The 16,325-nt window shown below is 66.8% G+C and carries 15 protein-coding genes and 2 pseudogenes; 8 read left to right on the forward strand and 9 right to left on the reverse strand.

Translation table 11 applies throughout. From position 1 onward, the window contains the following. Positions 1 to 35: 35 nt before the first annotated feature. The 6 genes from BLV15_RS06295 to BLV15_RS06320 are packed head-to-tail and all read right to left on the reverse strand — an operon-like array spanning position 36 to position 4,424. Positions 36 to 602, reverse strand: coding sequence for a hypothetical protein (locus BLV15_RS06295; RefSeq protein ID WP_090225613.1), 567 nt, complete (start codon positions 600 to 602; stop codon positions 36 to 38). After that, positions 599 to 1,711: a beta-ketoacyl synthase N-terminal-like domain-containing protein gene (locus BLV15_RS06300; RefSeq protein WP_090225615.1), complete on the reverse strand. Its 1,113-nt coding sequence runs from the start codon at positions 1,709 to 1,711 to the stop codon at positions 599 to 601. The genes BLV15_RS06295 and BLV15_RS06300 overlap by 4 nt, the downstream gene beginning before the upstream one ends. Next, entirely contained in the window at positions 1,708 to 1,974 is a 267-nt protein-coding gene (locus BLV15_RS06305; protein ID WP_090225617.1) for an acyl carrier protein, read from the reverse strand. The genes BLV15_RS06300 and BLV15_RS06305 overlap by 4 nt, the downstream gene beginning before the upstream one ends. Continuing rightward, positions 1,956 to 3,143: an ABC transporter permease gene (locus tag BLV15_RS06310; RefSeq protein WP_090225619.1), complete on the reverse strand. Its 1,188-nt coding sequence runs from the start codon at positions 3,141 to 3,143 to the stop codon at positions 1,956 to 1,958. Before BLV15_RS06310 ends, BLV15_RS06305 begins: the two co-directional genes overlap by 19 nt. Then, a complete protein-coding gene (locus BLV15_RS06315; RefSeq protein ID WP_090225620.1) occupies positions 3,140 to 4,024 on the reverse strand; it encodes an ABC transporter ATP-binding protein in 885 nt (294 codons plus the stop codon). Before BLV15_RS06315 ends, BLV15_RS06310 begins: the two co-directional genes overlap by 4 nt. Next, complete coding sequence (locus BLV15_RS06320) at positions 4,017 to 4,424, reverse strand: hotdog family protein (protein ID WP_090225622.1); 408 nt, start codon at positions 4,422 to 4,424, stop codon at positions 4,017 to 4,019. The genes BLV15_RS06315 and BLV15_RS06320 overlap by 8 nt, the downstream gene beginning before the upstream one ends. A 97-nt stretch (positions 4,425 to 4,521) precedes the next feature. Here BLV15_RS06320 and BLV15_RS06325 point away from each other — a divergent pair, with 97 nt between their 5' ends. The 8 genes and pseudogenes from BLV15_RS06325 to mdoH all read left to right on the forward strand — a co-directional run bounded on the left by BLV15_RS06325 (position 4,522) and on the right by mdoH (position 13,749). Then, complete coding sequence (locus tag BLV15_RS06325) at positions 4,522 to 5,079, forward strand: methyltransferase family protein (protein WP_090225623.1); 558 nt, start codon at positions 4,522 to 4,524, stop codon at positions 5,077 to 5,079. A 139-nt stretch (positions 5,080 to 5,218) separates the two neighbouring features. Further along, positions 5,219 to 6,184, forward strand: a complete 966-nt coding sequence (gene pip, locus BLV15_RS06330) for a prolyl aminopeptidase (protein WP_090225624.1) — start codon at positions 5,219 to 5,221, stop codon at positions 6,182 to 6,184. Continuing rightward, positions 6,181 to 6,617, forward strand: a pseudogene (gene dtd, locus BLV15_RS06335) (D-aminoacyl-tRNA deacylase). Before pip ends, dtd begins: the two are co-directional and overlap by 4 nt. A 138-nt stretch (positions 6,618 to 6,755) precedes the next feature. Beyond that, positions 6,756 to 7,547: a transporter substrate-binding domain-containing protein gene (locus BLV15_RS06340; RefSeq protein ID WP_090225625.1), complete on the forward strand. Its 792-nt coding sequence runs from the start codon at positions 6,756 to 6,758 to the stop codon at positions 7,545 to 7,547. 81 nt (positions 7,548 to 7,628) lie between these two features. Beyond that, positions 7,629 to 8,591, forward strand: a complete 963-nt coding sequence (locus tag BLV15_RS06345; protein ID WP_090225627.1) for an amino acid ABC transporter permease — start codon at positions 7,629 to 7,631, stop codon at positions 8,589 to 8,591. Next, positions 8,584 to 9,318, forward strand: coding sequence for an amino acid ABC transporter ATP-binding protein (locus BLV15_RS06350; protein WP_090225629.1), 735 nt, complete (start codon positions 8,584 to 8,586; stop codon positions 9,316 to 9,318). Before BLV15_RS06345 ends, BLV15_RS06350 begins: the two co-directional genes overlap by 8 nt. Positions 9,319 to 9,659: 341 nt before the next feature. After that, entirely contained in the window at positions 9,660 to 11,189 is a 1,530-nt protein-coding gene (locus BLV15_RS06355; RefSeq protein WP_090225630.1) for a glucan biosynthesis protein G, read from the forward strand. After that, positions 11,182 to 13,749, forward strand: a complete 2,568-nt coding sequence (gene mdoH / locus BLV15_RS06360; protein ID WP_090225632.1) for a glucans biosynthesis glucosyltransferase MdoH — start codon at positions 11,182 to 11,184, stop codon at positions 13,747 to 13,749. Before BLV15_RS06355 ends, mdoH begins: the two co-directional genes overlap by 8 nt. Before the next feature lie 50 nt (positions 13,750 to 13,799). On the opposite strand, the gene BLV15_RS06365 is transcribed toward mdoH, so the two are convergent. The 3 genes and pseudogenes from BLV15_RS06365 to BLV15_RS22475 all read right to left on the reverse strand — a co-directional run. Continuing rightward, a complete protein-coding gene (locus tag BLV15_RS06365) occupies positions 13,800 to 14,273 on the reverse strand; it encodes a UPF0158 family protein (RefSeq protein ID WP_090225633.1) in 474 nt (157 codons plus the stop codon). Positions 14,274 to 14,364: 91 nt separating this feature from the next. Beyond that, positions 14,365 to 15,237: a methyl-accepting chemotaxis protein gene (locus BLV15_RS22470; RefSeq protein ID WP_407072476.1), complete on the reverse strand. Its 873-nt coding sequence runs from the start codon at positions 15,235 to 15,237 to the stop codon at positions 14,365 to 14,367. 30 nt (positions 15,238 to 15,267) lie between these two features. Further along, positions 15,268 to 16,305: pseudogene (locus tag BLV15_RS22475) on the reverse strand (methyl-accepting chemotaxis protein); the annotation flags it as partial. Positions 16,306 to 16,325 lie beyond the last annotated feature (20 nt).

A 16,325-nucleotide genomic window follows, 5' to 3' on the forward strand; every position in this document is an offset into this window, starting at 1 on the left:
CGCTTGCGGGAGAGGGCGGGGGAGAGGGTAGCGGTTCAGAACGTGGCGACGAGCTCGAGGCGTTGCACCTCGACACCCGCCGTCAACGCTTCGAAGCTATCGCCGGCCGGAACATCGCGCCCCTCCAGCAACACCCCCCGCACACAAAAATCCCCGCGCTCGTCCACGACCAGGAGCAGCGCCTGGCTCACCACCCCATCCTGCAGATCCAGCCGCGCCAGATTCGACAGCTGCGACCACACCTTCGCCCCGGCGCCGATGAACAGGTTCGGTCCTTCCAGCCCCAACTGCTGCGCCACATGAAAGCCGGCGGCATTGCTGACGCTATTGACGAACTCGAACGGCTTGGGCTGCTTGCGCTGCACGCACACCGCTTCCAGCAGGGCGATCATGGTCGGCCGGGCGGGGTGGTGGGAGGCGAGGTACAGGCCGCAGTCGCTGCGGATGTCTGCCTTGATCAACGCACCGCCCAGCAGCGCCTGAAAGATCAGCCGGTCGATGCGCCGCGGCGGGTTGCTCAGGTACCGGCTCAGCGCGGCTTTCAGGTCCTTGTCGCCGGTCGTGGCCAGGCCGTGGATTTCGCTGGCGGCGATGACCGTCATTGCTCACCCCCGCAGCCTTGCAGCACCAGGCTGGCGTTGTTGCCGCCAAAACCGAAGAAGTTGGCCAGCACCAGGGCGTCATCGGCCAGCTGAAGGGGCTGGCCGCTCAGCGGCAGGCTGGCCTCGGTGGCGTAGTCCAGCCCCGGCAGAGGCCCCTGTTGCAGGGCGTGCATCAGCAGCAGGGTTTCGCTCAGGCCGCAGGCGCCGAGGGTGTGGCCGAGCCAGGGTTTGAGCACGCACAGCGCCGGCATGCGCTCGGGATAGAGGCTGAGCATGCCGTTGGTTTCGGCATGGTCGTTGGCGTGGGTGGCGGTGCCGTGCAGCTTGATCAGGGCGATATCGCCGGCATCGCGCCCGGCGCTGGCCAGGGCCTTTCGCATCACCCAGTCGATGTGGCTGCCGTCTTCGCGGGTGGTGGTCAGGCTGGTGGTGTCGCAGGCGCTGAAGCCGCCGAGCAGGCGGGCCAGGGGCGCGCTGCCGGGTTCCAGCCCGAGCAGGGCGGCGCAGTAGGTTTCGCCCAGCACCAGGCCGTCGCGTTCGGGGTGAAATGGACGGTAGCGGCCGCTGGGGCTCAGTAGGTTGAGGGCGCCAAAGCCCTGCATCGCCACGGCACTCGGCGTTTCGAAGGCCAGCACCAGGACCCGGGCAAGAGGCCCGGCGGCCAGCTGCCGGGCGCCGTACAGCAGGCCATTGGCGGCGCTGGTGCAGGCGGTGTTCAGGGTGTAGGCCTCGGCGAACCCCCAGCGCTCGCGCAACTGCCCGGCAAGCCGATCCAGCGAGGTGGAATCGTTTGGCACGAACCCGCCGCGCTCCGCCGCCAGGGTTTCCAGCTCGACGATATCCAGCGCGGTGCTGGCGACAATCAGCAGGCAGTCGTCCAGCCTGCCGCGATCGGCGCCGAGGGTTTCGCCCAGCAGACGATTCAGGCGCGCGTCGAGGCTTTCCTCGTTCGCCGGCACATTCAGGTAGGTGCGCGGCTCCTGCACGTCATGCAGCACGAACTCACGGCCAGGCGCCCGCTGCCCTTCACGCAGGGCCCGGCTGGCGGTGGCCAGGTCGTCTCCCAGCGCGCAGTGCAGGGCACCGCGCTGCAGGTAGACCGGCGTCACTGCTGCTGCCTGATGAAGGCGGCGATGCTGGCGATGCTGTTGAGGATGCGCCTACCGTCCTTGGCGCCTTCGATGCGCACGTTGTAGTGCTGCTGGAGCGCCAGGGAGACCTGCAGGGCGTCGAGGCTGTCCATCTGCACCCGGCTTTTCTGGCCGAACAGCGGCTCGTCGTCGGTGATGCTCTGCCAGTCGATGTCGTCTTCCTTGTCGCATTCGACGATCAGCAGACGTTTGAGCTGTTCTTCTAGTTGTGTGTTGTCCATTGCGTTTGCTGCACTCGTTTACGGAACAGGAACAACCCGCCAGCGCCCAGCACCAGGGCGAAGAGCAGCAGGCGCGCGCAGTAGGGGGTAACGTCGGCCAGCGAGCCGTGGCCCACCAGCAGGGTCAGGAAGGCGTCCAGCGCCCAGCTCATCGGCGAAAGCTCGGCCAGGCGGGCCATCGCGGCGGGCATCACGCTCTTCGGGACCATGATCCCGCCGAGCGCGGCGAGGATTATATTCAGCCCGCCGCCAAGCAACAGCGCCTGTTCCGCGCTGCGCGCCAGGGCCGCCAGCAACAGCCCGAGGCTTCCGGTGGCAAGCCCGATGCTCAGCGCCAGCAGGGCGTAGGCCAGCGGGCTGCCGGGCAGGCTCAGCGCGGGCAGGCCGAGCAGCGGCAGCCCGTAGTGGCCGAGGGCGAGAAGCAGGGCGAACTGCAGCAGGTTGATCGCCAGGTAGGGCAGCAGTTTGCTCAGGGCCAGCGTGGCGAGGCTCAGGCCGAGGCCGCGAAATCGCAGCAGGGTGCCGCTCTGCTGTTCGCGCTGGAATCCGCCCGCCATCGGCAGCACCACGAAGAACATGCCGAAGATCAGCCAGGCCGGCACGCTCAGCTGGGTGGCGTTGGCGCGGCCGCTGAGTTCGCCACTGAGCAACTGGTCCTGTTCCTCGATCGCGCTTTGCGTGCGCTCTTGAACCCGCTGCAGGCGCTGCGCCGGCGTCAGGTCGCCGTCCAGCGCGCCGCTGTCCTGCAGGTAGGCGAGCAGGCGGGTCTGCGCCAGGGCGATGGTCACCGCGCCGCGCACGCGCTGGCGCGACAGGCTGTCGACCCGCGCCGGGAAGCTCAGCGTCGGCCCCTTGTGCGGCGTATCCAGCAATGTGCTGTCGAAGTCCGCCGGGAGGATCACCCGGCTCAGCGCCTCAGGGCTGTCGGCGAGCAGGCGGCTGTCGGGCAGCTGCGCCTGCAGGGCGTCGGCGAAGAACCGGCTCGAGTCGCTGGCCTGCGGCGCCTCCAGCACCAGGCTGAGCGGCGGCGGGCGGTCCTGCAGGTAGCTGGACATGGCGAACGCCATCAGCAGCAGGAACAGTGCCGGCATGATGAACAGCACGGCCAGCGCATGCGGGTCGCGGGCCAGCAGCAGCCCTTCCTTGCGCACCAGGGCGCGCAGTCTCACAGCCTTCCTCCGTTGAGGCGCAGGTACAGCTGCTCGAGCGACGGGCGGCCGAAGCGCAGCAGGCTGGGCAACTCGTCCTGCCTGGCGATGAAGTCGCTGATGGCGCGGAGCTGATGGCCGTCCAGCGCGGCGATGCGGATTCCGTTGGGGATCGTCTCCGCCGTCAGCTGCAACCCGGCCAGCAGCTCATCCAGGCCGGGCGGAGCCTGTCGGGGCCACTCCAGCAACAGGCCGTGTTCATCGCCGAGCAACTCCCGCTTGTCCACATCGAGGCGCACGCGGCCTTCGTGCAGCAGGAAGATGCGTTGCGCCACGCGCTCGACTTCCTCGAGGTAGTGACTGGTGTAGATCACCGCCTTGCCGCTGGCGGTGAGCGCCTCCACGGCGCCCAGGAGCAACTGGCGGCTGCGCGCGTCGACACCCACGGTGGCTTCGTCGAAGAGGTACAGCGCGGCCGGCTGCAGCAGTCCGATGGCGAAGTTAAGACGGCGCTGCTCGCCGCCGGAGAGTCGCTCGGCGCGGCGCGACAGCTTGTCTTCCAGCGCCGTGCTGGCGATGCAGCGTTCCATCAGGTCGCGGCGTTCGGCGCCGCGCAGGCGGTAGAGGTCGGCGAACAGCTCGAGGTTCTCGCGCACCTTCAGGCCGGCGTAGAACGCCAGTTGCTGCGGCACCAGGGCCAGGCGACGCGGGCCGCGCCAGCGAATCTCGCCCTGTTGCGGCTGCAGCACGCCGCTGATCAGCGAGAGCAGGGTGGTCTTGCCGGCGCCATTGCTGCCGAGCAGCCCCAGGCACTGGCCCGCTTCGAGCTGCAGGTGGATGTTCTCCAGCGCCGCCGACTCGGCGCCCGGATAGCAAAAGCCGAGCCCTTCCAGTTCAAGCATGGACCAGCACCAGCAGCAGTTTGCCGTCCAGCAGCAGGCGCCCCTCGGCATGCACGGCGAAGGCGTACAGCGCACCGGCCGGGCTCAGGGCCTCCTGCGTCGCGCTGACCTGCAGGGCGCCGTCGCGGCGTTGCGGTTCGTGGTGCAGGAGGAGGTGCGAGAGCTTGCCGACCAGCGCCATCTCGATGGAATCGTCGGCGCCATATAGGGCACCATGCGCCGCACACAGCTGCGCGGCGGCTTCGAACAGCAGGCAGGGCGAGGCCTCTTCGCCGAACGCGGCGAGGTGATGCCAGGCGGTGAGGCCGATGATGCGCGCGGGGTCGTGCTCGATCAGGCGATCCAGCCAGAGGGCTTCACCCTGATGCGGCAGCAGCGTGTGCAGTTGATCGCGGTCCATTGCTTGCGGTCGCAGCGAAGGGGCTGGCAGTGTAACAGAGGGGTCGGCGGCCGCGTGGTGTCGGGCCCGGACGATCAGGGCGGGAGAAGGAATAGGGATGATGTGGCAGCAATGGTTGGGGTTCCTGCTGGGAAGCCTGGTTCTGACAGGCGTCTCGTGGCAGGCCCTGCGCCGGCCGAACTCGCATGGGTTCTACCGTTTCTTTGCCTGGGAGGCGATGCTCGCGCTGTTCGTGGTGAACGCGCCGGTGTGGTTCGAGAACCGCTTCGCGCTGCATCAGAAGGTGTCCTGGGTCCTGCTGTTCGGCTCGCTGGCGGTGCTGTTCCTCGGCCTCTACCAACTGCTGCGTTACGGTCGGCCGAACCGCGGCCGGCGCGGCGACGCCGAACTGTTCGACTTCGAGCGAACCTCGCAACTGGTGACCGGCGGGATCTACCGCTTCATCCGCCATCCGCTGTACTGCTCCCTGCTGCTGCTGACCTGGGGCATCTGCTGCAAGCAGATCGGTCCGCTGACGCTGCTCCTGGCCGGCGTCGCCAGCGTGCTGCTGCACCGGGCGGCACGCTGCGACGAGAGCGAATGCCTGGCCTATTTCGGCGAGGCCTACCGCCTCTACATGCAGCGCAGCCGGATGTTCATTCCCTACCTTTTCTGATGGCTGGATGGCGCGGATCGGGGTCGGCAGATAAATGAACCGACGGTCATCCCGAGTTCGGCCATTCATGGTTATGATGCCCGCCAAGACAGCACGGCAGTACCCGCCGGGGTCCTTCGTCAACTACGGGAGCGCAGCAATGGAAACGTTGTATCCGGAGATCAAACCTTTCGCGCGCCATGAGCTGGCGGTGGATGACACGCACCAGCTCTATGTCGACGAAAGCGGCTCGCCGGATGGGCTGCCGGTGCTCTTCGTGCATGGTGGCCCGGGCGCCGGTTGCGATTCGCTGTCGCGGCGCTTCTTCGACCCGCGGCTGTACCGCATCGTCACCTTCGACCAGCGCGGCTGCGGGCGTTCTACGCCGCATGCGAGCCTGGAGAACAACACCACCTGGGATCTGGTGGCCGACATGGAGCGCATCCGCGAGCACCTGGGCATCGACAAGTGGGTGCTGTTCGGCGGTTCCTGGGGCTCGACGCTGTCGCTGGCCTACGCGCAGACCCACGCCGAGCGCGTGCACGCGCTGATCCTGCGCGGCATCTTCCTCTGCCGGCCGCAGGAGATTTCCTGGTTCTACCAGGAAGGCGCCAGCCGGCTGTTCCCCGATTACTGGCAGGATTACCTGGCGCCGATCCCGCAGGAAGAGCGCGGCGACCTGGTCCAGGCGTTCTACAAACGCCTCACCGGCAGCGACCAGATCGCCCAGATGGGTGCGGCCAAGGCCTGGGCCTGCTGGGAAGGGCGCACCCTGACGCTGCGACCCAACCCGCAGACGGTCGAGCGTTTCCACGAACGCGCGCTGTCCATCGCCCGGATCGAGTGCCACTACTTCGTCAACGACGCCTACCTGGAACCCAACCAACTGCTGCGCGACATGCTGAAGATCGCCCACCTGCCAGGCGTCATCGTGCATGGCCGCTACGACGTGGTGACGCCGCTGGACAACGCCTGGGAACTGCACCAGGCCTGGCCGAACAGCGAACTGCAGATCGTCCGCGAAGCCGGCCACGCCGCCTCCGAGCCGGGCATCATCGATGCGCTGGTGCGTGCCACCAACGCGATGGCCCGGCGCCTGCTCGATCTGCCTCTGGACGAGGCGTGAAGGCACTGTTGCAGCGCGTGCTTGGTGCACGCGTCGAGGTGCAGGGCGAAACCGTCGGCGCGATCGACCAGGGCCTGCTGGCGCTGATCGGCGTCGAAAAGCACGACGATGCGGCCAGCGCCGAGCGCCTGCTGCACAAGCTGCTCAACTACCGCGTGTTCTCCGACCCCGCCGGCAAGATGAACCTGTCGCTAAGCGACGTCGGCGGCGGCCTGCTGCTGGTGTCCCAGTTCACCCTGGTCGCCGACACCGCAGCGGCCTGCGGCCGAGCTTCTCCAGCGCGGCGCCGCCGGAGCAGGGGCGTGCGCTGTTCGAGCATCTGCTGGCGCAGGCCGGCGTCCGTCATCCGCGTGTCGCCAGCGGCCGCTTCGGCGCCGACATGCAGGTGCATCTGGTCAACGACGGGCCGGTGACTTTCCTGCTCGAAAGCTGATCTGTCGCACGACGATTGGCTCCTTTCTTGCCTCATCCTGGCTCGCCTTGGGCGGCGCCTGCGGTTAGCATGCGCCGCCAGCGAGCGGCCGGTCCGCTCGGCGAGCTTCCATGGAAATTGCCCCCTTCTGGAGATGAAATGAAACGATTTCTCGCGTCATTGCTGTTATCCGCCTGCGCCCTGAGCGGCCTGGCCCACGCCGGCATGGTCGACGATGTGGTCAAGCGCGGCACCCTGCGCGTCGGCATGGACCCGACCTACATGCCCTTCGAGATGACCAACAAGCGGGGCGAGATCATCGGCTTCGAAGTCGACCTGCTCAAGGCCATGGCGAAGGCCATGGGCGTCAAGCTGGAGCTGGTCTCCACCGGCTACGACGGCATCATCCCGGCGCTGCTGACCGACAAGTTCGACATGATCGGTTCGGGCATGACCCTGACCCAGGAACGCAACCTGCGGATCAACTTCTCCGAGCCCTTCATCGTGGTTGGCCAGACCCTGCTGATCCGCAAGGAACTGGCCAACGACGTGAAGTCGTACAAGGACCTCAACGATCCGAAGTACCGCATCACCTCGAAGATCGGCACCACCGGCGAAATGGTCGCCAAGAAGCTGATCGCCCAGGCCAAGTACAACGGCTTCGACAACGAGCAGGAAGCGGTGATGGACGTGGTCAACGGCAAGGCCGATGCCTTCATCTATGACGCCCCGTACAACGTCGTCGCGGTCACCAAGGCCGGCGCCGGCAAGCTGCTGTTCATCGAAGAGCCCTTCACCTACGAGCCGCTGGCGTTCGGTCTGAAGAAAGGCGACTACGACAGCCTCAACTGGATCAACAACTTCCTGGCCCAGGCCAAGAAGGACGGCACCTACGATCGCATCCATGCCAAGTGGTTCAAGAACACCGACTGGCTCAAGGATATGGAATAAGTGAGAGTCGCCGAGGGCCGCCCGCGCGGTCCTCGGCGCTTTTATGATGTGTCCGCTTCCACGTTGTACCCGAGATATCCCGTGACCAAGAAGAAACGTCCCCTCTGGCCCTGGCACCTGCTGACCGTTCTGATCCTGGTCGGGCTGGCCGCCGGTATCTGGTATTCCACCTCGCTGATTTCCTACGAGTGGCGCTGGAACCGTGTGCCGCAGTATTTCGCTTATCAGGCCGAGGACGCGCAGCGCGCTGCCGACTTCGGCCGTGTCGAGTCCGTCGTCGAAGACGGCGACCGAGCCCGTGTCACCCTGGCCACCGAGAGTGGCAAGCAGCAGGTCGTCGAAGTCGCCCGCAACAGCCTGCTGGTCGCCGAGGGCGATGACGTCAGCGAAGGCGACAGCCTGGGCGTGAACCGTCACTGGGCTGCCGGTCCGCTGCTCTGGGGGCTGTGGACCACGCTGTGGATTTCCGTCGCCGCCGGCGCCGCCGGGCTGGTCATCGGCCTGTTCACCGGCCTCTGCAGGCTGTCGCCGAACCCGACCCTGCGCGATCTTTCCAGCGTCTATGTCGAACTGGTGCGCGGCACGCCGCTGCTGGTGCAGATCTTCATCTTCTATTTCTTCATCGGCACTGTGCTCAACCTGTCCCGCGAGTTCGCCGGGGTGGCGGCGCTGGCGCTGTTCACCGGCGCCTACGTCGCCGAGATCGTTCGCGCCGGGGTGCAGTCGATCGCCCGCGGGCAGAGCGAGGCGGCGCGCTCGCTGGGCCTCAATGGTGCCCAGGCGATGCGCCACGTCATCCTGCCGCAGGCGTTCAAGCGCGTGCTGCCACCGCTGGCCGGGCAGTTCATCAGCCTGGTCAAGGACACCTCGCTGGTCTCGGTGATCGCCATCACCGAACTGACCAAGAGTGGCCGCGAGGCGATCACCACTTCGTTCTCGACCTTCGAGATCTGGTTCTGCGTCGCCGCGCTGTATCTGGTGATCAACCTGCCGTTGTCACAAATCGCCAACAAGCTGGAGCGGAGGCTCGCGCAAAGTGATTGAAGTACGCGACCTGACCAAGGTGTTCGACACCCGCGGCCACGTGGTGCGCGCGGTCGACGATGTATCCACCGACGTGGCCAGGGGCGAGGTGCTGGTGGTGATCGGCCCGTCCGGCTCCGGCAAGTCGACCTTCCTGCGCTGCCTCAACGGGCTGGAGGAGATCGATTCCGGTTCGGTGAGCATCGACGGGCTCGACCTGGCCAACCCGAAGACCGACATCAACGCCTATCGCCGGGAAGTCGGCATGGTCTTCCAGCATTTCAACCTGTTCCCGCATATGACCGTGCTGGAGAACCTCTGCCTGGCGCAGAAGGTGGTGCGCAAGCGCGGCAAGGCCGAGCGCGAGGACAAGGCGCGGGCGTTGCTGGAGAAGGTGGGCATCGGGCAGAAGGTCAACGAGTATCCGTCGCGCCTCTCCGGCGGCCAGCAGCAGCGCGTAGCCATCGCCCGGGCGCTGTGCATGGACCCGAAGGTGATGCTGTTCGACGAGCCGACCTCGGCGCTCGACCCGGAAATGGTCGGCGAGGTGCTGGATGTGATGAAGACCCTGGCGCTGGAAGGCATGACCATGGTCTGCGTGACCCACGAGATGGGTTTCGCCCGCGAAGTGGCGGACCGGGTGCTGTTCTTCGATCACGGCAAGCTGCTCGAGGACACCGCTCCGGCGGAGTTTTTCGCCCATCCGAAAGACCCGCGCGCGCAGGCATTTTTGCGCCAAGTGCTGTAGGGCCGGCGCGGCGGGTTGCGCCCAGATAACGGTTGGAACCGGGTCGCCGGCCGATTTTTCATACGCCAACGCAGCGGGAAACAATCGATGCCACGCACTGGAGCGCAACGTCCGGTGATTAGCGGCGTGCAGCCGCTTGCCGAGCCCGTTCGTCGTCCCTCATCATTCACACCCCGAGAGGCTGCCCAGGGCGGCTTCGGGGAATCATTGCGTACTCACGCGGTCGTTTATGGGTCATCGCCGTCTAGCTTGCGGCTTATAGAAGCAATCTGACGAGTAAGGGGATTACGTTGGTCTCTCATTCCATTGCAGCAGCTTCCTGGCCCGAAAAGCTTCGCCCGATGCTGCTGGGTTTTGCCTTGTTTACCGCCTTCGGCGCCGCGCAGGTCCAGGCATTCAGCCTCGACGACGTTGGCACGGAAGCGAAGAATCTGGCCGACAAGGCCTACGAAGCACCGAAGAACAACCTGCCCAAGTCGCTGCGCGACCTCAAGTTCGCCGACTACCAGCAGATTCAGTACCGTTCCGACAAGCTGTTCTGGGCCGAGCGCGATACCCCCTTCAAGCTGAGCTTCTATCACCAGGGCATGCAGTTCGACACCCCGGTGAAACTCAACGAAGTCACCGCCACCAGCGTCCATGAGATCCAGTACGACCCGAACAATTTCAGCTTCGGTTCGCTGCAGCTCGATCACAGCCCGGAAGCGCTGAAGGACCTGGGCTACGCCGGCTTCCGCGTGCTCTATCCGATCAACAACGCGGACAAGCAGGACGAAGTGATGACCCTGCTCGGTGCCAGCTATTTCCGCGTGATCGGCAAGGGCCAGACCTACGGCCTGTCCGCGCGCGGCCTGGCCATCGACACCGCGCTACCGTCCGGCGAAGAATTCCCGCGCTTTCGCGAGTTCTGGATCGAGCGTCCGAAAGCCGGTGACAAGCATCTGGTGATCTACGCGCTGCTCGACTCGCCGCGTGCCACCGGCGCCTATCGCTTCATCCTGCGTCCGGGTGACGACGCGGTGGTCGACGTGAAGTCGCGGGTCTACCTGCGCGACACCGTCAATCGCATCGGCCTGGCGCCGCTGACCTCGATGTACCTGTTCGGCTCCAACCAGCCATCCCCGCACCTCAACTACCGCCCGGAACTGCACGACTCCGACGGCCTGGCGATCCACGCCGGTGACGGCGAGTGGCTATGGCGCCCGCTGAACAATCCGAAGCACCTCGCCGTCAGCGCCTTCTCGGTCGAGAATCCCAAAGGCTTCGGCCTGCTCCAGCGCGGCCGCGAGTTCGCCCGCTTCGAGGACCTCGACGACCGCTACGACCTGCGTCCGAGTGCCTGGATCGAGCCCAAGGGCGACTGGGGCAAAGGCCAGGTGCAACTGGTGGAAATCCCCACGCCGGACGAGACCAACGACAACATCGTCGCCTTCTGGACCCCGGCGGAACTGCCCGCGAACGGCGAGCCGCTGGAACTGGACTATCGCCAGCACTGGACGCTGAACGAGCCGGCGCTGCATGCGCAGGACAGCGCCTGGGTCGCCCAGACCCGCCGCTCCACCGGCGACGTCAAGCAATCCAACCTGATCCGTCAGGCCGACGGCAGCATCGCCCTGCTGGTCGACTTCGTCGGCCCGGCGCTGGCAGCTCGCCCCGAGGGCGAGCCGCTGAGCAGCCAGGTCAGCGTCGGCGACAACGGCGAGCTGGTCGAGAACAGCCTGCGCTACAACGCGGTGACCAAGGGCCGGCGCCTGACCCTGCGCTTCAAGGTCAAGGACCCGACGCTGCCGGTGGAAATACGTGCCGCGCTGGTCGATGGCGAGCGCACCCTCAGCGAAACCTGGAGCTACCAGTTGCCCGCCGATGAATAAACCCCATGAAAGCGCCTCGCCCGCCGAGGCCTACCGGCACCATCTGGGACTGTCCGCCGAGGACGGTGATCTTGCCTCTGCGGACGACATCGACGTGCTGCTCGGCGGGCTGGCCACGCGGGGACGCGTGAACGGCGCCACCGGCGAAGCCGCGCTGGACTCGGTCGGCCGTCGCCTGGAGCTGGCCTGGCCGGATCTGCGCGACAGCGATGTGATCGGCGTCGACGCCGGGCAGCGGGTCTGCCTCAAGGCGACTCCGCCGGTGCGGCGTACCCGCATGCTGCCCGAACCCTGGATGACCAACCCGCTGGTGCGCGGGTGGCGCAAGCTGTTCGGCGCGCCGCCCAAGCGCCTGCGTCCGCCCGCCGAGGCCGACGAGTACGCGCACTGGCGCACCGTCGGTGCCTGGCGGCGGATGATCCTGCTGATCCTGATGCTGGCGCAGACCGTGGTCGCGACCTGGTACATGAAGCAGGTGCTGCCGTACCAGGGCTGGGGCATGGTCGACCTGCAGGAAGTCTTCCAGCAGGGCTGGCTCGCCTCGATCCGCCAGGTCCTGCCCTATGTCGTGCAGACCAGCATCCTGCTGCTCTTCGCGCTGCTCTGCTGCTGGGTCTCGGCAGGTTTCTGGACCGCGCTGATGGGCTTCCTGCAACTGCTCACCGGGCGCGACAAGTACAGCATCTCGGCCAGCTCCACCGGCGAGGAGCCGATCGACCCGCAGGCGCGTACCGCGCTGGTCATGCCGATCGCCAACGAGGACGTGCCGCGCGTCTTCGCCGGTCTTCGCGCAACCTACGAATCGCTGGCCGCCACCGGGCAGCTGGAGCACTTCGACTTCTTCGTGCTCAGCGACAGCAACCAGCCGGACGTCTGCGTCGCCGAGCAGAACGCCTGGCTCGACCTGTGCCGCGAGGTGAAGGGCTTCGGCCACATCTTCTACCGCCGCCGGCGGCGCCGCGTGAAGCGCAAGAGCGGCAACATCGACGACTTCTGCCGCCGCTGGGGCAGCGACTACCGCTACATGGTGGTGCTCGACGCCGACAGCGTGATGAGTGGCGAATGCCTGGTGCGCCTGACCCAGCTGATGGAGGCCAATCCGCGCGCGGGGATCATCCAGACCGCGCCCAAGGCGTCCGGCATGGACACTCTCTATGCGCGCATGCAGCAGTACGCGACGCGCGTCTACGGCCCGCTGTTCACCGCCGGCCTGCATTTCTGGCAGCTCGGCGAATCGCATTACTGGGGCCATAACGCGATCATCCGCATGCAGCCGTTCATCGAGCACTGCGCGCTGGCGCCGTTGCCTGGCACCGGCTCCTTCGCCGGGGCGATCCTCTCCCACGACTTCGTCGAGGCGGCGCTGATGCGGCGTGCCGGCTGGGGCGTGTGGATCGCCTACGACCTGCCCGGCAGCTACGAGGAACTGCCGCCGAACCTGCTGGACGAGCTCAAGCGCGACCGCCGCTGGTGCCACGGCAACCTGATGAACTTCCGCCTGTTCCTGGTCAAGGGCATGCACCCGGTGCACCGCGCGGTGTTCCTCACCGGGGTGATGTCCTACCTGTCGGCGCCGCTGTGGTTCCTCTTCCTGGTGCTGTCCACCGCGCTGCTGGCGATCCACCAGTTGCTCGAGCCGCAGTACTTCCTACAGCCGGGCCAGCTGTTCCCGGTGTGGCCGCGCTGGCGTCCGGAGGAGGCCATCGCGCTGTTCTCCACCACGCTGCTGATGTTGTTCCTGCCCAAGCTGCTCAGTGTGATGCTGATCTGGTTCCAGGGCGCGCGGGAGTACGGTGGCAAGTTCAAGGTGACGGTGTCGATGCTGCTGGAGATGTTCTTCTCCATGCTGCTGGCGCCGGTGCGCATGCTCTACCACACGATTTTCGTGACGGCGGCGTTCCTCGGCTGGTCGGTGCAGTGGAATTCACCGCAGCGTGACGACGACGCCACGCCGTGGAGCGAAGCGATCCGTCGCCACGGCATGCAGACGCTGCTCGGCGCCGCCTGGACGGCGCTGGTCGCCTGGCTGAACCCGCAGTTCCTCTGGTGGCTGTCGCCGATCGTGCTGTCGTTGATGCTGTCGATTCCGGTCTCGGTGCTTTCCAGCCGTTCGCGTCCGGGTATCGCCACGCGCCGCGCGAAGCTGTTCGTGATCCCCGAGGAGAGCAACACGCCGCGCGAGCTGAGCGCCACCGACGAGTACACCCAGCTCAACCGCGACAACCAGTTGAAGGACGGCTTCCGCAAAGCGGTGGTCGATCCCTCGTTGAACGCGCTGGCCTGTGCGCTGGGAACCGCTCGACATGGCCACAGCGAGATCATCGAGCGGCAGCGTCAGCAGCAGATCGAGCGAGCCCTCAGCGAAGGGCCGAAGGCTCTGGACGGTGCACGCAAGATGTTCCTGCTCAGCGACCCGGTCGCGCTGTCGCGCCTGCATGCGCAGGTCTGGCGCAACGGCGTGGCACCCTGGCTGGCCGGTTGGGAAAAACTCCCCGCCGCCTCGGCCAACCCGCCAACGGGCACCCTCCAGGCCGACGGGCTTCCCCAGCCCGCGGTCTGAAACCGAAGCGGCGATGCGTGATCGCATCGCCGCCCGGTTCCTCGACGGTTTCAGGCCCTCAGTAGACGCCGGCGGATGCCTTCGGGCATGGACGAATCCGCCGCCGTTTCCGCGGCCGGCTCCAGTCCCAGTTCCATCAGCCAGTTCAGCGCCAGCTCGTGCAGCCGGGCCTTTTCGTAGATCGGCCAGGCTCGGCGTGCAGCGGGAAACTGCTCCAGCTCGTAGCCGAAGGTGCGCAGCGGCCGGCGGCTCTGCAGGGCCGCCGCCAGCAGCGGATGGGCATGCGGGTCGTGCAGGTCGAAGAGGAATGCCTCGCGCATGTCGATGCGGTCGGCGGTGTCCAGCGGCGGGATGCCGGCATAGCGCTCGGGATCGCTTTCCAGCTGGTGGAGGGTCTGCGCGTCGGGGTCGTCGGCATCCAGTGAGATGAACTGGCCGCTGTGCAGATCGAGGTAGTGCTCGAGGGGGCCCGGATCGTCCAGTGCGCGTTCCAGGCGGTGCATGTCGATGGTCAATACGCGCATATCGTCGGCCTCCTGGGGTTTCCACCCGCAGTAGACCATAGTCACGGCCACCCGTGCGGCGCCCTTCGCGCGGGCGCCGACGACGGGGCGATCAGGTCCGGAAGCGCGCCACCCGTTGTTGCAGTTCGGCGCCCAGGCGGGCCAGCTCGACGCTCGAGGCCGCGGTTTCCTCGCTGGACGAGGCGGTCTGCTCGGAGATGTCGCGCACGTTGATCACGCTGCGGTTGATCTCCTCGGCGACCACGCCCTGCTGTTCGGCCGCGGCGGCGATCTGCTGATTCATCGCCTGGATGGTCGACACCGCCCGGGCGATGTCGCCGAGACGGCTGCCGGCGCTGCGGGTCAGCTCGACCGTGCTTTCGGTCAGCGCCCGGCTGCTGTCCATCAGGCTGGCGGCGCGCTGGGTGCCGCTCTGCAGGCCCGCGATCAGCTCCTCTATCTCCTCGGTGGATTTCTGCGTGCGTTGCGCCAGGCCGCGTACTTCGTCGGCGACCACGGCGAAACCGCGTCCGGCGTCCCCGGCACGGGCGGCCTCGATGGCGGCGTTGAGCGCCAGTAGGTTGGTCTGCTCGGCGACCGACTTGATCACGTCGAGCACGCTGCCGATGCGCTCGCTTTCCTGCTTGAGCAGGCCGACCGCATCGTTGGAGCGGCTCACTTCGGCGGCCAGGCGATCCATCTGCCCCACCGCGTCGTTCACCGCGGTTTCGCCCTCGCGGGCCTGGCGATCGGCATTGCTGGCCGCGAGCGAGGCTTCCTCGGCGTTGCGTGCGACTTCCTGCACGGTAGCGGCCATCTCGTTCATCGCGGTGGCGACCTGGTCGGTCTCGCTCTTCTGGTTGTTCACCCCGGCGCTGGTCTGCTCGGTGACCGCGGACAGCTGTTCGGCGGCGCTGGCGATCTGGGTGACGCCGTCGCGGATATGCCCGAGCAGCTCGCGCAGGTTGAGGGTCATGCGCTGCATGCTCTTCTGCAACTGGCCAAGTTCGTCTTTGCGTCGCACCTGAATGTCCTGGCTTAGGTCGCCGGACGCGATACGTTCCGCCGCGACCAGGGTGAGGTTGAGGGGGCGGGTAATCTGCCGGGTGATCAGCGCCGCGGCGAACACGCCGATCAGCAGCGCCAACGCGGCGCTGATCGCGAGCAGCCCGCGGGTGCGCCCGGTTTCGCTGGTGCGCTTCTCGTTCTGGATCTGGTAGAGCTGCTGGGCGATCTGCAGGAAGCGCTCACCCTCGCTCTGCATGGCGGCGAACTGAGCGGCAGCCGCATCGCTGGCGGTCCGGAACTGCGCGACGGCATTACGGTAAGCCTGCAGTGCGGTGGCGATTTCGCCCAGGCTGGCATCTGCCGCGCCGGTCTGCTGGCCCAGTTGGGTGACGCTGCCGATGGCGGCGTCGACGGCGTCGAGCGCGGTCTGTTGCACGCTCGGATCGTTGCTGTAGGTGTAGCCGCGCACCTGGTAGCGCGCCTGCTGCATAGCGAGGCGCAGTTGGGCGACGAGGCGGAACTCGGCGAGCCGGGTGGCATCGTCGAGCGCGCTGTCACCGAGCACGCGCTGCTTCAGGGCGGTGATCAGTTGCACGGCGTGATCGGCATTGCTGCCAAGGCTGGCGCGGGCAGCCTCGCGGGTCTGGTAGGCCTGGCCCAGCAGCTCGATGGCTTTCTGGTAGGCGTCATTGGTGGCGTCCTGCTCGCCAACCAGTTCCATGTCGTCGGGGTCGAGGGTCGCGCCCAGGTCGTCGGAGATCTTGTCGATGTCCTTTAGGTGGCCACGCAGCCGCTCGGCCGTAGCGGGCTCCTGCTTGATCAGATACTGCAGGCGGGAGACGTTCAGGTCCTTGGTCATTTCGCCGAAGCGCGCGGCCGCGCCCAGTTTGTCTCCGCGCTCGATGGTCTGTCCAAGGCTGAACCAGCCGGTAAGGGTGATCAGCAGGGTAAGCAGCAGCACCAGGCCGAAGCCCAGAGCGAGTTTGAGTTTGACGCTAAGGTTGTCGAACCAGTCCATCGAGTGTCTCCACGACAAGAAGGCCATTCCCTGGGGCGGGATGCTGC

Source organism: Pseudomonas kuykendallii (assembly GCF_900106975.1).
Lineage (GTDB): Bacteria > Pseudomonadota > Gammaproteobacteria > Pseudomonadales > Pseudomonadaceae > Pseudomonas_O > Pseudomonas_O kuykendallii.

Bases quoted from the DNA above. Each gene is read 5' to 3' on its own strand.
- BLV15_RS06295 (WP_090225613.1), bottom strand. From the start codon at position 602: ATGACGGTCATCGCCGCCAGCGAAATCCACGGCCTGGCCACGACCGGC.
- BLV15_RS06305 (WP_090225617.1), bottom strand. From the start codon at position 1,974: ATGGACAACACACAACTAGAAGAACAGCTCAAACGTCTGCTGATCGTC.
- BLV15_RS06315 (WP_090225620.1), bottom strand. From the start codon at position 4,024: ATGCTTGAACTGGAAGGGCTCGGCTTTTGCTATCCGGGCGCCGAGTCG.
- BLV15_RS06320 (WP_090225622.1), bottom strand. From the start codon at position 4,424: ATGGACCGCGATCAACTGCACACGCTGCTGCCGCATCAGGGTGAAGCC.
- BLV15_RS06325 (WP_090225623.1), top strand. From the start codon at position 4,522: ATGATGTGGCAGCAATGGTTGGGGTTCCTGCTGGGAAGCCTGGTTCTG.
- pip (WP_090225624.1), top strand. From the start codon at position 5,219: ATGGAAACGTTGTATCCGGAGATCAAACCTTTCGCGCGCCATGAGCTG.
- BLV15_RS06340 (WP_090225625.1), top strand. From the start codon at position 6,756: ATGAAACGATTTCTCGCGTCATTGCTGTTATCCGCCTGCGCCCTGAGC.
- BLV15_RS06355 (WP_090225630.1), top strand. From the start codon at position 9,660: ATGCTGCTGGGTTTTGCCTTGTTTACCGCCTTCGGCGCCGCGCAGGTC.
- mdoH (WP_090225632.1), top strand. From the start codon at position 11,182: ATGAATAAACCCCATGAAAGCGCCTCGCCCGCCGAGGCCTACCGGCAC.
- BLV15_RS06365 (WP_090225633.1), bottom strand. From the start codon at position 14,273: ATGCGCGTATTGACCATCGACATGCACCGCCTGGAACGCGCACTGGAC.
- BLV15_RS22470 (WP_407072476.1), bottom strand. From the start codon at position 15,237: ATGCAGCGCATGACCCTCAACCTGCGCGAGCTGCTCGGGCATATCCGC.